17 protein-coding genes and 1 tRNA gene are annotated in these 19573 nt (G+C 70.9%); 4 read left to right on the top strand and 14 right to left on the bottom strand.

Features of this window, described 5'->3' with window-relative positions:
• Positions 1 to 3: 3 nt before the first annotated feature.
• The 4 genes from GVL05_RS03155 to GVL05_RS03140 all read right to left on the bottom strand — a co-directional run bounded on the left by GVL05_RS03155 (position 4) and on the right by GVL05_RS03140 (position 5056).
• Positions 4 to 1047 (bottom strand): hypothetical protein, encoded by a 1044-nt coding sequence (locus GVL05_RS03155; protein WP_159571220.1) that lies wholly within the window; start codon positions 1045 to 1047, stop codon positions 4 to 6.
• Positions 1044 to 1646 (bottom strand): dephospho-CoA kinase, encoded by a 603-nt coding sequence (gene coaE, locus GVL05_RS03150; RefSeq protein ID WP_159571217.1) that lies wholly within the window; start codon positions 1644 to 1646, stop codon positions 1044 to 1046. Before coaE ends, GVL05_RS03155 begins: the two co-directional genes overlap by 4 nt.
• Positions 1647 to 1737: 91 nt before the next feature.
• On the bottom strand, positions 1738 to 3216 hold the full coding sequence (gene rpsA, locus GVL05_RS03145; RefSeq protein ID WP_111083948.1) for a 30S ribosomal protein S1: 1479 nt from the start codon (positions 3214 to 3216) through the stop codon (positions 1738 to 1740).
• 160 nt (positions 3217 to 3376) lie between these two features.
• Complete coding sequence (locus tag GVL05_RS03140) at positions 3377 to 5056, bottom strand: DUF885 domain-containing protein (RefSeq protein WP_159571214.1); 1680 nt, start codon at positions 5054 to 5056, stop codon at positions 3377 to 3379.
• An 89-nt stretch (positions 5057 to 5145) separates the two neighbouring features.
• Here GVL05_RS03140 and GVL05_RS03135 point away from each other — a divergent pair, with 89 nt between their 5' ends.
• Positions 5146 to 5931, top strand: a complete 786-nt coding sequence (locus tag GVL05_RS03135) for a VOC family protein (protein WP_159571211.1) — start codon at positions 5146 to 5148, stop codon at positions 5929 to 5931.
• An 85-nt stretch (positions 5932 to 6016) separates the two neighbouring features.
• Here GVL05_RS03135 and polA read toward each other — a convergent pair whose 3' ends face one another.
• Positions 6017 to 8659, bottom strand: coding sequence for a DNA polymerase I (polA, locus tag GVL05_RS03130; RefSeq protein WP_235035818.1), 2643 nt, complete (start codon positions 8657 to 8659; stop codon positions 6017 to 6019).
• A 127-nt stretch (positions 8660 to 8786) separates the two neighbouring features.
• Here polA and GVL05_RS03125 point away from each other — a divergent pair, with 127 nt between their 5' ends.
• Both GVL05_RS03125 and GVL05_RS03120 read left to right on the top strand, forming a co-directional pair.
• A complete protein-coding gene (locus GVL05_RS03125) occupies positions 8787 to 9155 on the top strand; it encodes a PaaI family thioesterase (RefSeq protein WP_159571289.1) in 369 nt (122 codons plus the stop codon).
• Between the two features lie 46 nt (positions 9156 to 9201).
• Complete coding sequence (locus GVL05_RS03120; RefSeq protein ID WP_159571206.1) at positions 9202 to 9576, top strand: VOC family protein; 375 nt, start codon at positions 9202 to 9204, stop codon at positions 9574 to 9576.
• Between the two features lie 12 nt (positions 9577 to 9588).
• Here GVL05_RS03120 and GVL05_RS03115 read toward each other — a convergent pair whose 3' ends face one another.
• The 6 genes from GVL05_RS03115 to GVL05_RS03090 all read right to left on the bottom strand — a co-directional run bounded on the left by GVL05_RS03115 (position 9589) and on the right by GVL05_RS03090 (position 14211).
• Positions 9589 to 10059 carry a GNAT family N-acetyltransferase gene (locus tag GVL05_RS03115; protein ID WP_159571203.1) on the bottom strand — a complete coding sequence of 157 codons (471 nt, stop codon included), beginning with the start codon at positions 10057 to 10059 and terminating at the stop codon, positions 9589 to 9591.
• 205 nt (positions 10060 to 10264) lie between these two features.
• Complete coding sequence (locus GVL05_RS03110) at positions 10265 to 10870, bottom strand: ANTAR domain-containing response regulator (protein WP_071291723.1); 606 nt, start codon at positions 10868 to 10870, stop codon at positions 10265 to 10267.
• Positions 10871 to 10905: 35 nt separating this feature from the next.
• Positions 10906 to 10987: transfer RNA gene (locus GVL05_RS03105), tRNA-Leu, on the bottom strand.
• 53 nt (positions 10988 to 11040) lie between these two features.
• Positions 11041 to 12219, bottom strand: a complete 1179-nt coding sequence (locus GVL05_RS03100; protein WP_159571200.1) for a GAF domain-containing protein — start codon at positions 12217 to 12219, stop codon at positions 11041 to 11043.
• Between the two features lie 52 nt (positions 12220 to 12271).
• Entirely contained in the window at positions 12272 to 12670 is a 399-nt protein-coding gene (locus GVL05_RS03095; protein WP_131920090.1) for a DUF779 domain-containing protein, read from the bottom strand.
• On the bottom strand, positions 12670 to 14211 hold the full coding sequence (locus tag GVL05_RS03090; RefSeq protein WP_159571197.1) for an aldehyde dehydrogenase family protein: 1542 nt from the start codon (positions 14209 to 14211) through the stop codon (positions 12670 to 12672). Before GVL05_RS03090 ends, GVL05_RS03095 begins: the two co-directional genes overlap by 1 nt.
• 170 nt (positions 14212 to 14381) lie before the next feature.
• Here GVL05_RS03090 and GVL05_RS03085 point away from each other — a divergent pair, with 170 nt between their 5' ends.
• Positions 14382 to 14921 (top strand): HdeD family acid-resistance protein, encoded by a 540-nt coding sequence (locus GVL05_RS03085; protein WP_159571194.1) that lies wholly within the window; start codon positions 14382 to 14384, stop codon positions 14919 to 14921.
• An 18-nt stretch (positions 14922 to 14939) separates the two neighbouring features.
• Here the strand turns inward: GVL05_RS03085 and GVL05_RS03080 are convergent, their stop codons facing one another.
• From GVL05_RS03080 to GVL05_RS03070, 3 genes are all read right to left on the bottom strand, one after another.
• Positions 14940 to 16034: a VIT1/CCC1 transporter family protein gene (locus GVL05_RS03080; protein WP_159571191.1), complete on the bottom strand. Its 1095-nt coding sequence runs from the start codon at positions 16032 to 16034 to the stop codon at positions 14940 to 14942.
• Between the two features lie 475 nt (positions 16035 to 16509).
• Positions 16510 to 17955 (bottom strand): pyruvate kinase, encoded by a 1446-nt coding sequence (gene pyk, locus GVL05_RS03075; RefSeq protein WP_123294333.1) that lies wholly within the window; start codon positions 17953 to 17955, stop codon positions 16510 to 16512.
• Positions 17956 to 18112: 157 nt separating this feature from the next.
• Positions 18113 to 19570: a glutamate synthase subunit beta gene (locus GVL05_RS03070; protein WP_131846522.1), complete on the bottom strand. Its 1458-nt coding sequence runs from the start codon at positions 19568 to 19570 to the stop codon at positions 18113 to 18115.
• Positions 19571 to 19573 lie beyond the last annotated feature (3 nt).

Genomic DNA, 19573 nt, shown 5'->3' with positions numbered 1-19573 from the left:
AGCCTATGAGCCGTCAGAGGGGAACCGGTGCAGCATCCACTGCCAGAGCGCGGTCATCCGGGGTTCCCCGTCCGGTCCGAGCGGCGTGGAGTCCTTGATGATGAACGAGTGCGCCTTCCCCCGGCCCCGGACGTCGGTCAGGATCGCGTGTGGGTCCGCGCCGGCGAGCGGCGGATCGGTGTCCGTGCGGAAGGGGCCGTCGACGCCGTCGAGTCCGAGGACCCGCCACGACCCGGTGATCCGCGGGCCGAAGGTGTCGCGGACGTCGTCGACGGCGTACATCCGGGCGACGGGGGTCTTGCCGGGACGTTCCATCCAGGCCGCGTGCGACGGACCCCGCGACTCGACGGGCGACGAGAACATCAGCGCGCCGCGCACCGACCGGATGTGCGCGATGTACGCCGCCTCGCCGCCGCCTTGGGAGTGCCCGGCCACGACGATGTCCTGCCAGGCGATGTCGTCGTCGCCCTGCACGAAGCGGCCCCACCCGCCGTCGGGGTCGTGGTCGTCGAGGTAGGCCACCGCGTCACGGAAGCGCGACACGATCGACCCGGCGGGCGTCACCGAACTGAACTCGGACTGACGGGTGCCGTCGAACCGGTTGCGCTGCACCATGCCGTAGCAGCGGGCGTCGGCCTCGCACGTGCCGGACAGGGTGCGACCGAGGTTCCAGTAGTCCAGCCCGAGCACGTGGTACCCGTCCGCCACGGCCTGCCCGAGGAACCGCTGGTACTCCGCCGGGCGGGACCTCGTCGCGGGCAGGAACAGCAGCAGGGGGCCGTCCGCCGAGGTGCGGGCGGCGAAGTCGTCGCGGTTCGGGGTGAGCCGCTCGCCGCCCACGGTACCGAGCCGGAATCGGTGGAACTCCCCCTCGGGTCCGCGCTCGTCGCCCGACGGTGGCTCGTCGGCGTGCGAGCGATCGATCGTGGGGACGCGGCCCTCGTCCTCGATGCGCTGCGCACCGAGCAGGTTCGCGGCCACCAGCGCACCGCCGCCGATCGCGACGAGGACGATCGCGGCGAGGACGAGCAGCAGACGGTGCTTCACGAGGTGATCCGCGACCACACTTCGTCGGCCGATCGGATCGTCTGGTCGAGTGTGCCCGTCGCGTCGACGACGTGGTCGGCGAGTGCGAGTCGGTCGGCGTCGCTCGCCTGTACGGCCACTCGCCGCTCGGCCTCGTCGCGGGCCATGGCACGGTGCTCCACCAGCCGCTCGATGCGCTGCGCAGCGGGGGCGTCGACGACCACGACCGCATCGAACCGGAGCGGGCGGGATCCGCGGGCCTCGGCGAGCAGGGGTACGTCGTACACGACGACGGCGTCCGGGTCGGCGGCCTCGGCCGCGTCGAAGGCACGCTGGGCGAGCCGCCAGACCTCGGGGTGGGTGATCGCCTCGAGGTCCTTGCGTGCCGCCGGGTCGGAGAACACGATCGCTCCGAGCGCGGGACGGTCGAGCGAGCCGTCGGCCGCGATCACCGAGGGACCGAACCGCTCGGCGACCTGCGCGAGCCCGGGGCTGCCGGGTGCGACGGCGTCCCGTGCCAGCCGGTCGGCATCGACGACGATGCCGCCGTGCTCCGCCCACCGCTTGGAGACCGTCGACTTGCCCGCGGCGATGCCGCCCGTGAGACCGATGATGCGCACTGCGACAGGCTAACGACCCGCAGCGTGGAAACGCCGGAAGCCCGGCACCCCCTGGGGGATGCCGGGCTTCCGGTCAGTGCGACTCGCTCGATCAGTTGGTCGAGCTGAGCTTCTCGCGGAGCGCCGCCAGCGAAGCGTCGTCGGCGAGGGGGCTTGCACCACCGGTCTCGCTCGAGAACGACGACGAAGAGGAAGCGGACGACGTCGATGCGCCGGCCGGGAGGTCGAAGCCACCCTTTTCCTCGTCGGCGATGGTCTTCGCGACCTGCGCCTTGTGGGCTTCCCAACGACCCTGGGCGGCCGCGTACTGGCCCTCCCACTCGGTGCGCTGGGTGTCGTAGCCCTCGAGCCACTCGTTCGTCTCCGGGTCGAAGCCGTCCGGGTACTTGTAGTCACCCTTGTCGTCGTACTCGGTCGGCATGCCGTAGAGCGCCGGGTCGAACTCGGTGCCCTCGGGGTCCACGCCCTCGTTCGCCTGCTTGAGGCTGAGCGAGATGCGGCGACGGTCGAGGTCGATGTCGATGATCTTGACGAAGACCTCGTCGTTGACCGAGACGACCTGCTCGGCGAGCTCGACGTGCTTGTTCGAGAGCTCGGAGATGTGCACCAGGCCCTCGATGCCGTCGGCAACGCGGACGAAGGCACCGAACGGGACGAGCTTCGTGACCTTGCCCGGTGCGATCTGACCGATCGCGTGGGTGCGGGCGAAGACCTGCCACGGGTCCTCCTGCGTCGCCTTGAGCGAGAGCGACACGCGCTCACGGTCCAGGTCGACCTCGAGGATCTCGACGGTGACTTCCTGACCGACCTCGACGACCTCGCTGGCGTGCTCGATGTGCTTCCAGCTGAGCTCGGAGACGTGGACGAGACCGTCGACGCCGCCGAGGTCCACGAACGCACCGAAGTTGACGATCGAGGACACGATGCCCTTGCGGACCTGGCCCTTGTGCAGGTTGTTGAGGAACGTGGTCCGGGACTCGGACTGCGTCTGCTCGAGGAGCGCACGGCGCGACAGGACCACGTTGTTGCGGTTCTTGTCGAGCTCGAGGATCTTCGCCTCGATCTCCTGGCCGAGGTACGGCGTGAGGTCGCGGACGCGACGGAGCTCGATGAGCGAGGCGGGGAGGAAGCCGCGGAGACCGATGTCGACGATCAGGCCACCCTTGACGACCTCGATGACCGTGCCGGTCACGACGCCGTCGGACTCCTTGATCTTCTCGACGTCGCCCCATGCGCGCTCGTACTGCGCACGCTTCTTGGACAGGATGAGGCGGCCTTCCTTGTCCTCCTTCTGGAGGACCAGGGCCTCGACCTCGTCGCCGACCTTGACGACCTCGTTGGGGTCGACGTCGTGCTTGATCGAGAGCTCGCGCGAGGGAATGACGCCCTCGGTCTTGTAACCGACGTCGAGGAGGACCTCGTCGCGGTCGATCTTCACGACGGTGCCGGAGATGAGATCACCGTCGTTGAAGAACTTCAGGGTCTTCTCGACCTCGGCCAGGAAGTCATCAGCCGAACCGATGTCGTTGATGGCGACCTGCTTAGGAGCCTTGGTCGTAGTGGTTGTCATGTAGAGATTGCTCCGAACGGACATGAGTCGGGCCGTGGCGTGCGGGGAGTCGAGACCCCCGTGGTGCTCCGCCGTGGCGATTGATTGAGTGGCGCGGATTGCGCCGCACAAGTCTAACCGCACCGGCGGAGCCCCCACAACCGGGCGTGTCACCCGCGCGTCAGCCGAGCAGCGCGCTCCGCAGCGTGTCGAGACCGATGCTGCCGAGGGCGAGCGCACGACGGTGGAACGACTTCAGGTCGAAGTCGGCGCCTTCGCGGGCGGCGACCTCGTCGCGGATCGACTCCCACACACGCTGGCCCACCTTGTACGACGGCGCCTGTCCGGGCCACCCGAAGTACCGCGCGACCTCGAACTGCACGAACGCGTCGTCCATGTTCACGTTCTCGCGCATGAAGTCGAGGGCGTACTCCCACGTCCAGCCGCCGCCGTCCGGGTTGGTCTTCTGCAGGTGCACGCCGATGTCGAGCACCACGCGGGCGGCACGCATGCGCTGGCCGTCGAGCATGCCCAGCCGGTCGCCGTCGTCGTCGAGGAACCCGAGCTGCTCCATCAGGCGCTCGGCGTAGAGCGCCCAGCCCTCGACGTGTCCGGACGAGCCGGACAGCTGGCGACGCCACGTGTTCAGCTCACCGCGGTTGTAGACGCCCTGGCTGATCTGCAGGTGGTGGCCGGGGACGCCCTCGTGGTAGACCGTCGTCTTCTCGCGCCAGGTGCCGAACTCGGTGACGCCCTCGGGCACCGACCACCACATCCGGCCCGCGCGCGAGAAGTCGTCGGACGGCCCGCTGTAGTAGATGCCGCCCTCCTGCGTCGGGGCGATGCGGCACTCCAGCCGGCGGATCGGGGCCGGGATGTCGAAGTACGTGCCGGCCATCGCCGCGACGGAGGCGTCGCTCGTCTCCTGCATCCAGCGCTGCAGGGCGTCCGTGCCGTGCAGAATCCGCGACGGGTCGGTGTCGAGCACCTCGATCGCCCGGGCCACGCTCGCACCCGGTTCGATCCGGTCCGCGATCCGCTCCTGCTCGTCACGCATGCGGGCGAGTTCCTCGAGGCCCCACTCGTACGTCTCGTCCAGGTCGACGACGGCACCGAGGAACCGGCGGGAGTGCAGCTCGTAGGCCTCGCGCCCGACGGCGTCGACCGGGGTGGCGAGCGGCAGCAGCTCGTGCTCGAGGAACTGCCCGAGGCTCCGGTACGCGGCCGACGCGACCTCGGCCCCGCGGGTCAGCTCGGCACGGAGCGAGTCGGGCACGGGAGAGCCGTCGTCGAACGCCGCACCCTCGGCGAGCCGGCGGAAGAAGCCGTCCTCGGCACCGTTGCGAGCGGCCTGCTCCGCGACCAGGGCGACCTGCCGCTTCGCCGGGGTGACGTCCTCGCGCGTGCCCTCGAGCAGGGTCTCGCGGATGCCCTCGAGCGCGCCCGGCAGCGCGTGCAGTCGGCTGGCGACGTCGTGCCAGTCCGACTCGGTCGCCGTGGGCATCAGGTCGATGATCTCGCGGACCGACTGGGCCGGGCTCGCGATCACGTTGAGGTCGCGGAGGTGCAGTTTCCGCGCGTACGACTCCTGCACCAGGTCGAGTTCGGCGCCGAGGTCCGCCTTCGTGACCTCGTCGACGGGGTCCACCACGGCCGCGGCGTCGAGCGTGCGCTTCGCGGCCCGTGCCGCGTCGGCCAGGGCGGCCGCGCCGGCGGGCGAGGTGTCGCCGTACTCCCCGGTGCGACCCGGCACACCGATGTACGTGGCCGTCGTCGGGTCGAGGTCGACGAGGGTGGCGACCCATCCCTCGGCCACGTGGTCGACGGCGGTCTGCTGGCGGACGGGACGCTCTTCGCTCATGCTTCGACCCTACCGACCGGCTCGGACGGCGGACAGCGGTCCTAGGATCGTGGCCACCGGGACCGTCCGGTCAGAGGAAAGGATGTTGCATGTCCGAACACGATGGTCGCTGGACCGAGGGCACGCCCTGCTGGTCCGACCTGGGTGTGCCCGACGTGGATGCGGCCCGCACCTTCTACACCGAGGTGTTCGGGTGGCACGTCGAGGACGGCCCCGCTGAGGCCGGTGGGTACGTCACGGCGCTCCTCGGTGGCCGCCCGGTGGCCGGGATCGGTCCGCTCACGGGCGAGGGACAGCCGCCGAGTTGGACGGCGTACCTCGCCACCGACGACGTCGATGCCATCACCGCTCGCGTCACCACCGCAGGCGGCAGCGTCCTGACACCCGCGTTCGACGTGCTCGATGCCGGTCGGATGGCGATCGCCGCAGACCCGACGGGTGCGGTCGTGGGACTCTGGCAGGCAGGGGCGCACGACGGCTCCGGTCGGGTCAACGAGCCCGGTGCTCCGTGCTGGGCCGAGGTACACACGCGCGACGCCGAGGCGGCGAAGGCCTTCTACACGGCCCTGTTCGGCTGGTCGTACGACGTGTTCGGCGATCCGTCGGAGCCCTACGCCTCGGCGAAGCTGCCCGGCGCCACTGCGGACGCTGACCCGGTCGCTGGCGTCTTCGCGCCACCAGGCGGACTGCCGGAGGGCGTCCCGGCGTACTGGTTGACGTGGTTCGGCTCGGACGACACCGACGCGACCGTCGAGGCGGCCGTCCAGCGGGGTGGGACCGCCCTGATGGAGCCGTTCGACAGCCCGTTCGGGCGCTCGGCGATCGTGCTCGGCCCCCAGGGCGAGCTGTTCGGCGTCGTCGCGATGCCGGCCTGAGGGCCCGGCCACGAACGGACGGGAGGCCCGGTGCCAGCTGGCACCGGGCCTCCCGTCCGTTCTGTGGTCGCGTCGCGACCCGCGGTCAGTGCGCCGCGCTCTCCCAGTTCGCGCCGAGACCGACCGAGACGTCGAGCGGCACGGTGAGTTCGGCGGCGTTGCCCATCCGGGTACGGAGGATCTCCTCGACGCGGTCCTGTTCGCCGGGCGCGACCTCGAGGATGAGCTCGTCGTGCACCTGGAGCAGCAGGTGCGACTCGAGTCCGCCGTCGCGCAGGTCCTGGTCGACGCCGAGCATCGCGATCTTCATGATGTCGGCCGCCGAGCCCTGGATCGGCGCGTTCAGCGCAGCGCGCTCGGCGTTCTCGCGCAGCACGCGGTTCGGGCTCTTCAGGTCCGGGAACGGCCGGCGACGACCGAAGATCGTCTCGGTGTAGCCGTCCTCGCGCGCCTGCTCGACGACGTTGCGCAGGTAGTCGCGCACGGCGCCGAACCGAGCGAAGTACTCGGTCATGAGCGTCCGGGCCTCGGACTGCTCGATGCGGAGCTGCTTCGACAGCCCGAACGCGCTCAACCCGTAGGCCAGGCCGTACGACATCGCCTTGACCTTGGTGCGCATCTCGGCGGAGACCTCGGCCGGCTCGACGCCGAACACCCGGGCGCCGACGAAGCGGTGCAGGTCCTCGCCCTCGTTGAAGGCCTGGATGAGACCGGGGTCACCGGACAGGTGCGCCATGATGCGCATCTCGATCTGCGAGTAGTCGGCCGTGATGAGCGTCGTGTAGGGCTCCGCCACGGCGAACGCCGACCGGACCCGGCGTCCGACCGCGGTCTTCACCGGGATGTTCTGCAGGTTCGGGTCGGTCGACGAGATGCGGCCGGTGCTGCTGCCGGTCTGCTCGTACCGGGTGTGGATGCGCCCGTCGACGATCGCCGCGTCGAGCGTGTCGACGATCTGGCGGAGCTTCGTGGCGTCGCGGTGCTGCAGCAGCAGGCCGAGGAACGGGTGCGGGTGCTGCTCCTGCAGGTCGGCCAGGCTCGCGGCGTCGGTCGAGAACCCGGTCTTCGTCTTGCGGGTCTTGGGCATCGCGAGCTCGGTGAACAGGACTTCCTGCAGCTGCTTCGGGGAACCGAGGTTCACCTCGTGCCCGATCTCGGCGAACGCGTGCTGCGCCAGGTCGGCGGCACGCTCCCCCAGTTCCTTCGACAGCCCCGTGAGCACCGGGCGATCGATGCCGACACCGATCGTCTCCATGCTCGCGAGCACCGACACCAGCGGGAGCTCGATGTCGTCGAGGACCTTGAGCGACGACTCATCGATCCGGGCACGGAGCGCCGTGGTGACCCGGAGGACGAACCAGGCGTGCACGCCGACGTTCACCGGGTCGGTCTCCGGCACGAGCTGGTTCGGGTCGGCGGTGGGGAGCTCCTCGCCGAGCTCCTGGTAGACGAGGTCGGCCAGCGGCTGGCCCTGCTTGCCGGGCTGGGCGAGCCACCCCGTGATGCGGGCGTCGCCGGCGATGCCGTTCACGACGAAGCCCGCGGTCGCGAGCACCTTGATCGCGGTCTTGGCGTCGTGGAAGTGCTTCGGGGCGTCGGAGGCGAACCACGCCGACAGCTGCTCGTAGTCCTTCGCGCCGCTGCCACCGGGCACCTGGACGGCGTCGTCGTGGGTGGCGATGCCGATGGTGCTGAGTCGGCCGTCGATGACCTCGACCGCGACGCCGTAGCCGTTCGCCGCCTCGGACGCGTTGCGGCGCTCGAGCCAGTACCCGAGTTCCTCGTCGATCAGGGTCTTCACCGACGGCGGAGTCGCGGCGCCGTCGGTCACCCCGCCCTCGGCCGGCTGCTCGGACGGTTCACCGGAGCCGGCGACCTTGAAGACGCGGTCGAGCAGGGTGCGGAACTGCAGCTTGGCGAACAGCTCACGCACGGCGGTCTCGTCGGGGGGACGGAGCGCGACGTCGGCCGGACCGACGGGCAGTTCGACGTCGGTGACCAGGCGGTTCAGCCGGCGGTTGCGGACGGCACGGTCCTGCTGCTCGCGCAGGTTGTTGCCGACGACGCCCTTGATCTCGTCCGCGTGTTCGAGGACCCCCTCGAGCGAGCCGTACTGCGTGACCCACTTCACCGCCGTCTTCTCGCCGACCTTGTCGATGCCGATCAGGTTGTCGCTGGTCTCGCCGACGAGCGCGGCGATGTCCGGGTACTGGTGCGGCTCGATGCCGTAGCGCTCGTACACCTTGTCGCGGTCGTACCGGGTGAGCTCGGAGACGCCACGGACCGACGGGTACAGCAGTGTCACGTCGTCGTTGACGAGCTGGATGGCGTCGCGGTCGCCGGAGACGACGTACACCTGGTACCCCTGCGCAGCACCCTGGGACGACAGGGTCGCGAGGATGTCGTCGGCCTCGTAGTCCTCCTTCGTCACGGTGGTGATGCCCATCGCCTCGAGCGCCTGCTGCAGCAGCGGGATCTGCCCCTTGAACTCGGCCGGGGTCTCGGAGCGGGTGCCCTTGTACGCCTCGTACTCACGGGTGCGGAACGAGAACCGGGAGATGTCGAACGCCACCGCCAGGTGCGTCGGCTTCTCGCGCTGCAGGAGCATGAGCAGCATCGAGATGAAGCCGTGGATGGCGTTCGTGTGCTGCCCGTCGCGGTTCACGAAACTGTCGACCGGCAGCGCGTAGAAGGCCCGGAAGGCGAGAGAGTGGCCGTCGATGACCATGAGGGTAGGCTTTGCGGAGTCCGACACCCGGACAGCCTACCGACGCCATCCGACACGGGAGTTCGAGCGCGTGACCGACGAAGCCACCATCACCGGGAACGTCGACGAGCGCCTCGCGGCCCGCGGGATGGGCGAGCTCGCCGACAAGATGGGCATGGTCATCACCGAGATGTCGGCCGACCGCGCCGTCGGCAGCATCCCGGTCGAGGGCAACCGCCAGCCGGTCGGCCTGCTGCACGGGGGCGCCTACGTCGTCCTCGCCGAGAGCCTCGGTTCGATGGCCGCCAACGTGCACGCCGGCGAGGGCCGCTACGCCGTCGGCATCGAGCTGAACGCCTCGCACACCCGGAGCGCCACGTCCGGCACCGTCACCGGTGTCTGCACCGCGATCCACCTCGGCAACACGCTCACCACGCACGAGATCGTGCTCACGGACGACCAGGGGCGCCGCTGCTCCACCGTCCGCATCACCAACCTCGTCCGCGAGGCACGCTGAACTGCGAACAGCGCTGAACCCCTCGCACGCACGCAGGGAGTCCGTCATGGACTGGAAGATCGAACTCGTCATGGTCCCCGTCAGCGACGTCGACCGGGCCCGCGAGTTCTACGAACGCATCGGCTTCACGATCGACCACGACCAGCGCGTGTCCGGCGACGTACGGTTCGTGCAGGCCACCCCGCCCGGGTCGGCGTGCTCGATCGCGTTCGGCGAGGGCATCATGTCCCCGGACGTCCAGCCCGGGTCGCTGAAGTCCGTCCAGGTGGTGATCCCCGACGCCGACGAGGCCCTCGCCCACCTGCAGGGACTCGGCGTCGACGCGATCGGTGTCGACGAACTGGCCTGGGGTCGCTTCGTCTTCTTCACCGACCCGGACGGCAACGCCTGGACGCTCCAGCAGCTCCCCGCGCGCGGCTGAGGCACCGGGCGCTCAGTCCTCGGGCGGACGCTGCAGCAGCAGCCGTGCATCGCCGAAGCCGAGCCGCCGGTAGAGCCGCTCCCCGTCGACGCTCGAGTGCACCGAGGTCCGCTCGACGCCGAGGTCGTCCGCGATGTCGAGCAGCGCGGTGACGAGTCGTCCGGCGACGCCGAGCCCGCGCAGGTCGGGGTGCACGTAGACGGTCTGCACGTCGGCGGTCAGGCGTCGCCCCGGCCGATCCGGGGTCGGCGGCCGGGCGACGAGTCCGAGCCACGCCATGCCGAGCACCGCACCGTCGCGCTCTGCGACGACACACCGGTGCGTGTCCGGGTGTTCGCGGGCGAAGGCCGTCATGGCCGCGCGGTAGTCGTCCGGCGTCGCGGCCGGCTCGGCGCCGCCCTCGCCGACACTCCACCGCCACCGCAGGTCGGCCACCGCCGGCATGTCGTCAGGCCGGGAGGCCCGGATCACCACGTCGTCCACGGCTCCAGCCTGCCAGGTGGTCGGCTCCACTGCCCCGCGCGCCCGTGGCCGCGAGTGCATGCGTCCGCACACTCCGACAGAACACGCGTCGATCGACCGGTGTCGTGTCGGAACATTCACACGCACAGAGCGCCCCACGCGCCCGGGAACGCAGCAGCGCCGCCGGACCGGGGTCCGACGGCGCTGGTGTGAGCGACGGGTGGTGCTACTTCTTGGCGCTGAGCTGCTCGATGATCGCCTTGGCGACGTCGTGCATCGTCAGGCGGCGGTCCATCGAGGCCTTCTGGATCCAGCGGAACGCCTCGGGCTCGGTGAGGCCCATCTTCTCGTTGAGCAGGCCCTTGGCGCGGTCGACGAGCTTGCGGGTCTCGAAGCGCTCGACCAGGTCGGCGACCTCGGCCTCGAGCGTGATGATCTGCTGGTACCGAGAGAGGGCGATCTCGATCGCGGGGAGCAGGTCGTTCGGGGTGAACGGCTTGACCACGTAGGCCAGCGCGCCGGCTTCGGTCGCACGCTCGACGAGGTCCTTCTGGCTGAACGCCGTGAGGAGGACTACCGGAGCGATGTGGTTCTTGGACAGCTTCTCGGCTGCGGAGATGCCGTCGAGCTGGGGCATCTTGACGTCCATCACGACGAGGTCGGGACGAAGGTCGGTGGCGAGCTGCACGGCGGTCTCGCCGTCGCCGGCCTCGCCGACCACGTCGAACCCGTTGTCGCGGAGGATCTCGACGATGTCGAGGCGGATGAGCGACTCGTCCTCGGCGACGACGACGCGACGGGGTGCTGTTGCAGTTGCTTCTGTGTCACTCACAGCCGCAAGCCTACTAGACGCCGGATGTTGCGTTGTACGAGTGGCGGGACTTGAACCCGCACGCCGTGAGGCAGAGCATTTTGAGTGCCCCGTGTCTGCCGATTCCACCACACTCGCGAGGAGGCCAACACTACCAGCCCGCCCCGCGCCTCCCGGCCCCGCCGACCGACTCAGGGACCCTCGAGCGCCTCGATCGCCGCCACGAGACCGGCTCGTCGCGGCGACCGCCGCGGCAGGACCGCGAGCAGCGCGCGGAGCACGCGCGCGTCCGCCGCCCCGTCCGGCGTCCGCGCCCACGCGAGCAGCGCCTCGACGCTGCCGTCCGCGACGACCGACTCGCGGAACCGACCGCGCACCAGGTCGCGCACGGCGTCCACGCCCGGCGCAGCCGACCCCGGCAGGACCGGTCCGGTGTACCGGTCGACGGCCTGGAGGCGCGCCCCGCGGTCGAGCGCGGACAGCACGGTGTCGACGTCGGTCGCCATCCCGGTCACCCGGTACGGTCGCGACGTCACGGTCACGCCCGACGCGTGCTCCGCGAGGACCCGTCGGAGCCGCACCACCTCGGCGCGCAGCGTCACGACGGCGCCGGCGTCGCCGTACACGGCGTCCGCGAGGTCGGCGGCCGCCAACCCGTCGGGGTGGGCGGCGAGGACGACCAGGAGCTCGGAGTGCCGCGCGGACAGGTGGACCCGGCGGTCGTGGACGCGCAGGACGGCGGTGTCGGTGCCGAGGACCGTCAGCTCTGCGCCGGGGGCGCGCGGCGTCGACGCGGCGGACGCCGGGAACCGGCTCGCGGCCAGGACGAGCTGTGCCTCGGCGGCCGCGACCGTGGCCGCGAGGAGCGAGAGGGTGTGCCGTTCGACGGCCCGGTCGTCGCCCGTCAGGTCGAGCACGCCGACGGTGGCCCCGTGGGCGTCGTGCACGGGCACGGCGGTGCACGACCACGGCTTGACGGCGTTGGCGTAGTGCTCGTCGGAGCGGATCTGCACCGGTCGATCCAGCCGCAGTGCGGTGCCGGGCGCGCTCGTACCGACGCGGTCCTCGGCCCAGTCGGCCCCGGGGACGAAGCCCATGTCCTCCGCAGCACGCCGGGCCGTACGCGCGCCGTCGACCCACACGAGCCGACCGGAGGCGTCGCCGACGGCGAGGACGCAGCCGGCGGACCGGGTGTCGTCGAGCAGCAGGTGCCGGACCACGGGCAGCAGGGTGGCGAGGGGGCCGTCCCGGCGGGCGGCGTCGAGCTCGTCGTCACCGAGTGCGAGCGCAGGGACCCCGTCCGGGTCGACCGCCGCAGACCGTCGCCAGGACGCGGCGACGAGCGGGCGGAGCCGGTCGGGTGCGCGCATGCGTCCTCCGATCGACCCCACCCGCCGCACCGTCGCGACGAGTACGGCCAGCCTACGTCCGCTGCGCGACCGGGACCAGGCCGAGATCCGCCAGCTCGGCGTCGTCGAACATCCGCGACCGGGTCAGGAACCGCTTGCCCTCGGGGCTCTCGACCGAGAACCCGCCGCCCCGCCCGTCGACGACGTCGATCGTCAGGTGCGTGTACTTCCAGTACTCGAACTGCGACACCGACATGTACACCTCGACGGGGTCGATGCCGTCGACCTCGAGCGCCCCGAGCAGCACGTCGCCGGAACCGGTCCGGAACATGCCGACGGGGTAGCACATCGGGCTCGAGCCGTCGCAGCAGCCGCCCGACTGGTGGAACATCAGCGGGCCGTGCCGGGCGGCGAGGGTGCGCAGGAGCTCCCCCGCCGCCGGCGTGACCGCCACGCGTGCGGTGTCGGGCATCAGAAGAAGCCCATCGGACCATCGGCGTAGGACACGAGCAGGTTCTTCGTCTGCTGGTAGTGGTCGAGCATCATCTTGTGGTTCTCGCGCCCGATGCCGGACTGCTTGTACCCACCGAACGCCGCACCGGCCGGGTACTGGTGGTACGTGTTCGACCACACCCGTCCGGCCTGGATGTCACGGCCGGCGCGGTACAGCGTGGTGGCCTCGCGGCTCCACACCCCGGCACCGAGTCCGTAGAGGGTGTCGTTGGCCGTGGCGATCGCGTCGTCGTAGCCGCTGAAGGACGTCAGCGCGAGGACCGGACCGAAGATCTCCTCCTGGAAGATCCGCATCGAGTTGACGCCCTCGAACACCGTCGGCGTGACGTAGTACCCGCCGGAGAGCTCCCCGCCGAGGTCCGCGCGCTCCCCGCCGGTGAGCAGCTTCGCGCCCTCCTGCTTGCCGATGTCGATGTAGCTCAGGATCTTCTCGAGCTGGTCGTTCGACGCCTGGGCGCCGATCATCGTGGACAGGTCGAGCGGGTGGCCCTGCTTGACGGCGCGCACCCGGTCGAGGCCGTCGGCGACGAACCCGTCGTAGATCTCCTTCGCCACGAGCGCCCGGGACGGACACGTGCAGACCTCGCCCTGGTTGAGGTTGAAGAAAGTGAAGCCCTCGAGCGCCTTGTCGTAGAACGAGTCCTTCTCGGCGGCGACGTCCGGGAAGAAGACGTTCGGGCTCTTGCCGCCGAGCTCGAGCGTCACCGGGATGAGGCTCTGCGAGGCGTACTGCATGATCAGCCGACCGGTGGTGGTCTCGCCGGTGAACGCGATCTTCCGGATGTCCGGGTGCTGGGCGAGTGGTGCGCCGACCTCGATGCCGAAGCCGTTGACGACGTTGAGCACGCCGGCGGGCACGAGGTCGCGGATGAGCTCGACGAGCACGTGGATCGACGCCGGGGTCTGCTCGGCGGGCTTCAGCACGACGCAGTTGCCCGCAGCCAGGGCCGGCGCGAGCTTCCACACCGCCATCAGGATCGGGAAGTTCCACGGGATGATCTGTCCGACGACGCCGAGCGGTTCGTGGAAGTGGTACGCCACGGTGTCGTGGTCGATCTCGCCGGCCGAGCCCTCCTGCGCGCGGATCGCTCCGGCGAAGTAGCGGAAGTGGTCGATCGCGAGCGGGATGTCGGCGCCGAGGGTCTCGCGGATCGGCTTGCCGTTCTCCCACGTCTCGGCGACGGCGAGCATCTCGAGGTGCTCCTCCATGCGGTCGGCGATCTTGTTGAGGATGACCGCGCGCTCGGCGGCGCTCGTCCGCCCCCAGGTCGGGAACGCCTTCCAGCCAGCCGCCACCGCACGGTCGACGTCGGTGGAGTCACCGCGCGCGACCTCGGTGAAGACCTTGCCGGTGACGGGGGTGGGGTTCTCGAAGTACTGCCCGCTCGCCGACGGGACGTACTCGCCGCCGATGAAGTGGTCGTACCGCGATCGGTACTGCACGAGGGAGCCTGGTTCGCCGGGTGCGGCGTAGCTGGTGGGCGATGGTGCGATGGTCATGGTGGTGGCCTTTCGACGACGCTGTCGGGGCACGCACGGTTCGCGTGCTGCTCGCATCGTACGACCGCGGGGGTTGCATCCGGTTGCACCCGCTCGACCGAGGACCGCACGGGCTCGCCGTCGGCCGGGTAGCGTTCGGGACTCCAGCGGTCCGATCAGGAGGAGTGTCCGTGGATTCTCGTGCCGTCCGCACGTTCCGGGTGTTCGTCGTCGTCACGGCCATCGTCGCGATCGCCCTGGGGATCGTCGCCATCGTGTGGCCCCGGCCGTCGCTCGTCCTCGTGGCGCTGCTGTTCGGCGTGTACCTCGTCGTCGCCGGCGCCCTGCGGGTCGTGGCTGCGGCGCGCGGGCACGGGACGCCGACGGTGTGGCGGTGGACCTCCGGGATCGTCGGTGCGCTCGTCGCGGTCGCCGGACTCGTCGCGCTGCTCGACCCCGCGATCCCCCTGGTCGTCTACGCCGTGCTCGCCGGGGTCGGCTTCGTGGTCGAGGGCATCGTGTCGATCGTGGGCGGCTTCGTCGGCCACCCCGGGTCGTCCCGGGTGCCGACGCTGGTGAGCGGCGTGCTGTCGATCCTCGGCGGTGTCGTCGTGCTCGTCGCGCCCGGCCTCGCGCTCACGGTGTTCATGGTCTTCGCGGGCATCGCCCTCATCGTCGTCGGTGCCGCGGCCCTGCTGCTGCTCCCGCCGCGAGCCGCCGTCCGCCGGTAGGCGGTGCCCCGTCCGCCGCTACGCGGTGCCCGTCCCGAACAGCAGCCCGAGCGCGTAGGTCACGACCGCGGCGCCGAACCCGATCGCCAGCTGCCGGAACGCCCGCTTGCCCGGCGACGCACCGCTCAGCACGCCGACGACCGCACCGGTGCCGAGCAGGGCGAGTCCGACGAGCGTGCCGGCGACCGCGATGGCCGCCCACCCCTGCATGCCGAACAGGAACGGCAGCACCGGGATGATCGCGCCCGACGCGAAGAACAGGAAGCTCGACACCGCGGCGCTCAGGCCGTTGCCCACCGCCTCGTGGTCGTCGGTGACGGTGCCCGGACCGGTCGACGGGTGTCGCTCACCGATGCCGGACAGCACGTGCGCTGCGTGCTCGGTCGCCTCAGCCTCGGCCATCCCGCGGGCGCGGTACACCAAGGCCAGCTCGTTCGCGTCGACGTCGAGGTCCGCCACGGCGCGGCCGGCCTCGGGGTGCGGTGCGGACGCCTCGAGCAGTTCGCGCTGCGACCGGACCGACACGTACTCCCCCGCACCCATCGACAGGGCTCCGGCGAGCAGGCCCGCGATGCCGCTCAGCAGCACGAAGTGCCGGTCGGCGCCCGACGCGCTGATGCCGATGATGAGGGCCAGGTTCGACACGAGTCCGTCGTTGGCGCCGAAGACCGCCGCACGGAAGGTGCCCGACAACCGCATCCGACCGCGGTTCGCGAGCCCGCGCACCACTTCGCCGTGGATGCGCTCGTCGGCGGCCATGCTCGCGGTCGCGTCGTCGTCGTCGGCGTACGGCGAGCGGTCCTCGGCGCGCTGCATCAACGCGAGGACGAACACCGACCCGAACCGCTTCGCCAGCGTCGCGAGGACCCGGGTGCGCAGACTGCCCCGCTGCGGACGTCCGACGTCGTCACCGAGCAGGTCGAGCCAGTGCTGCTCGTGCCGTCCCTCGGCCTCGGCCAGCGCGGCGAGGATCTCGCGTTCCTCGCCGGACCGCCGCGCGGCCAGGTTGCGGTACACGGCGCCCTCGGCGCGTTCGTCGGCCAGGTAGCGGCGCCAGCGGCGGACGTCGGCGCGCGGCGTCGGGTGTTCGGTCTGGAGGCTCACAGCAGCCATCCTGCCGCCTGCGGTCGTCCCGTGGTCACCACCAGGGCCGTGGAGACGCGGCAGGGCGCGGACCGGAGGCGACGCGTGTTCGTGCGCCGTGCCTCCTGTCCGCGCCCCGCGGACGCCGTCGCGCCCCGATGTGTGGGGGCGCGACGACCACGGCGGGGCGCACCACGGGTACGTTGGCGGCGGGACGCGACAGGGCGCGGACCGGAGGCTGCGCGCACCACGTGCCCCGTGCCTTCCGTCCGCGCCCGGATGGGACGCGACGGGCGTCGGTGTCGGGCCGGGCTGTCGCGCCCCGCAGACGCCGTCGCGCCCCGGTGTGCGGGGGCGCGACGACCACGGCGGGGCGCAGCCGCGGCGCGTCCAGCGTCCGGCGTCCGGCGTCCGGGCGGAACGCGGCAGGGCGCGGACCGGAGGCGACGCGTGTTCGTGCGCCGGGCCTCCTGTCCGCGCCCTGTCGGCGTCGGGATCCTGCGGATCAGTCCCGCACGTAGGCCGGAGCGGCCTCGGCGTGGGCGTCGCCCACCCGGTGCACGCGCAGGTCGTTCGTCGAGCCTTCGATCCCGGGAGGCGAACCGGCCGTCACGATGACGCGGTCGCCGGGGGCGGCCAGGCCGTTCTCGAGCAGGACGTCGTCCACCTGCGAGAAGAGCTCGTCGGTGTGGGTCTTGCGCTCGACCAGGAACGACCGGACGCCCCAGGTGAGCGCCATGCGGCGACGCGTGGCCTCGTTCGGGGTGAAGGCGATGATCGGCAGGCCGTGGCGCAGACGCGACATGCGGCGCGCCGAGTCGCCGGACTCGGTGAACACGCAGAGGTACGAGGCCTCGGTGAACTCCGCGATCTCGACCGCGGCGAGGGTGATCGCCCCGCCGAGGGTGCGCGGCTTCGTGCCGAGCGGCGCGATGCGCTCGAGGCCGTGGTCCTCGGTCGACTCGACGATGCGGGCCATCGTGCGGACGGTCTGCACCGGGTACTCGCCGACGCTGGTCTCGCCCGAGAGCATGACCGCGTCCGCACCGTCGAGGACGGCGTTCGCGACGTCGGAGGTCTCGGCGCGGGTCGGGATCGGCGACGAGATCATCGACTCGAGCATCTGGGTCGCGACGATGACCGGCTTCGCCATGCGGCGGGCGAGCTCGACGGCCCGCTTCTGCACGATCGGGACAGCCTCGAGCGGCAGCTCGACGCCGAGGTCACCGCGGGCGACCATGATGCTGTCGAAGGCGTCGATGATCTCCTCGAGCGCGTCGACGGCCTGCGGCTTCTCGATCTTCGCGATGACGGGGAGGCGCTTGCCCTCTTCGTCCATGATCTCGTGCGCGCGGACGACGTCCGAGGCGTTGCGGACGAAGGAGAGCGCGATGAGGTCGGCGCCCTGGCGGATGCCCCAGCGGAGGTCGGCCTCGTCCTTCTCGCTCAGCGCGGGGACGTTCACTGCGACGCCGGGCAGGTTGATGCCCTTGTTGTTCGACACCGTGCCGCCGACGACGACCTCGGTACGGACACGCACGCCGTCGGTGTCGAGCACGCGCAGGCGGACCCGACCGTCGTCGATGAGCAGCGGGTCGCCGGGCTTGACGTCCTGGGGCAGACCCTTGAACGTCGTGCCGCAGATCTCCTTGGAACCGGGGACGTCCTCGGTCGTGATCGTGAACACGTCGCCGACCGCCAGGTCGTGCGGGCCGTCGGCGAACTTGGCCAGACGGATCTTCGGACCCTGCAGGTCGACGAGGATCGCGACCGGCTTGCCGAGCTCCTCGGCAGCGCGACGGACGTTCACGTAGTTGGCCTCGTGGACGCTGTAGTCACCGTGGCTGAGGTTGAGTCGGGCGACGTCGACGCCCGCTTCGATGATCTCCTTGACGGTCTCGTAGTCCGACGTTGCCGGTCCGAGCGTCGAAACGATCTTTGCGCGTCTCAATGGATTCCTTCGTGGTGGTGGGTGATGCTCTGGTTTCCGCGCTGTGGGGCCGCGCGGAACGAAGCGAGGCCACCAGCACCTTATCGAGTGCTGGTGGCCCCTCGCTCACCGGAGGGTGAGCATCTGGTGGTGGTTGGTCATGCGGCGATCCGTCATCTCAGACCGACATCGCGCGGTCGGTCGCCTTCACCGGCGCCGGCAGGATCGTCGAGCCCTCGAGGTACTCGTCGACCTTCGCCGCCGCGGCACGGCCCTCGGCGATCGCCCAGACGATCAGGGACTGCCCGCGGCCGGCGTCACCGGCGACGAACACGCCCGCCTCGTTCGTCGTGTAGTCGGCGCGGCGGTCGAGCGCACCGGACACCGTCGTCGGCAGACCGAGCTGCGGCTCGATCGTGTCGGATTCCGGACCCGTGAAGCCCATCGCGACGAGGACGAGGTCTGCGGGGATCTCACGCTCGGAGCCGGCCTTCGGCACGCGACGGCCGTCGAGGTACTCGGTCTCGGCGACCCGGAGCGCCCGGACCTCGCCGGCCTCGTTCGCCAGGAACTCGACGGTCGAGGCGAGGAAGTGCCGCTCGCCGCCCTCTTCGTGGGCGCTCGTCACCTCGAAGACGGTCGGGAACATCGGCCACGGCTGCTCGGACGGACGCTCCAGCGGCGGCTGCTTGCCGATCGCCAGGTTCGTCACGCTCAGGGCACCCTGCCGGTGCGCGGTCCCGATGCAGTCCGCACCGGTGTCACCGCCGCCGATCACGACGACGTGCTTGCCCTCGGCGGTCAGCTGGTTGTCGACCCGGGTGCCGGCGTTCGCCTTGTTCTGCTGGACCAGGTAGTCCATCGCGAAGTGCACGCCCTCGAGGTCGCGCCCCGGGATCGGCAGGTCGCGCGGCACCGTCGCGCCGGTGGCGACGACGACCGCGTCGTAGCGCGACTTCAGGTCGTCCCAGGTGATGTCGCGGCCGATCTCGACGCCCGCACGGAAGCGGGTGCCCTCGGCCTGCATCTGGGACAGGCGCGCGTCGATCTGGCGCTTCTCCATCTTGAAGTCCGGGATCCCGTAGCGGAGCAGCCCGCCGATGCGGTCGTCGCGCTCGTAGACGGCGACGGTGTGCCCGGCGCGCGTGAGCTGCTGCGCGGCGGCCAGCCCGGCGGGGCCGGAACCCACGACGGCGACGGTCTTGCCCGTCAGGCGCTCCGGCGGGTGCGGGGTGACCCAGCCGTTCTGGAACGCCTCGTCGATGATCGAGACCTCGACCTGCTTGATCGTCACGGGCGGCTGGTTGATGCCGAGCACGCACGACGACTCGCACGGAGCGGGGCACAGCCGGCCCGTGAACTCCGGGAAGTTGTTCGTCGCGTGCAGTCGCTCGATCGCCTGACGGCCCTCACCGCGCCACGTCAGGTCGTTCCACTCCGGGATCAGGTTGCCGAGAGGGCAGCCCTGGTGGCAGAACGGCACGCCGCAGTCCATGCAGCGGCCGGCCTGGCGCTTGAGGGCACCGGACTCCTGCTGCTCGTAGACCTCTTTCCAGTCCATGAGCCGGACGGGCACGGGGCGCCGTGCGGGCAGTTCGCGTTCCTGGACCTTGAGGAATCCCTTGGGGTCAGCCACCGG

Origin of the sequence: Curtobacterium sp. 18060, from assembly GCF_902706105.1 — a bacterium.
Taxonomy (GTDB): Bacteria; Actinomycetota; Actinomycetes; order Actinomycetales; family Microbacteriaceae; genus Curtobacterium.
The sequence above is the reverse complement of the archived record's forward strand: the minus strand, read 5'-3'. Positions and strand labels throughout refer to the sequence as shown.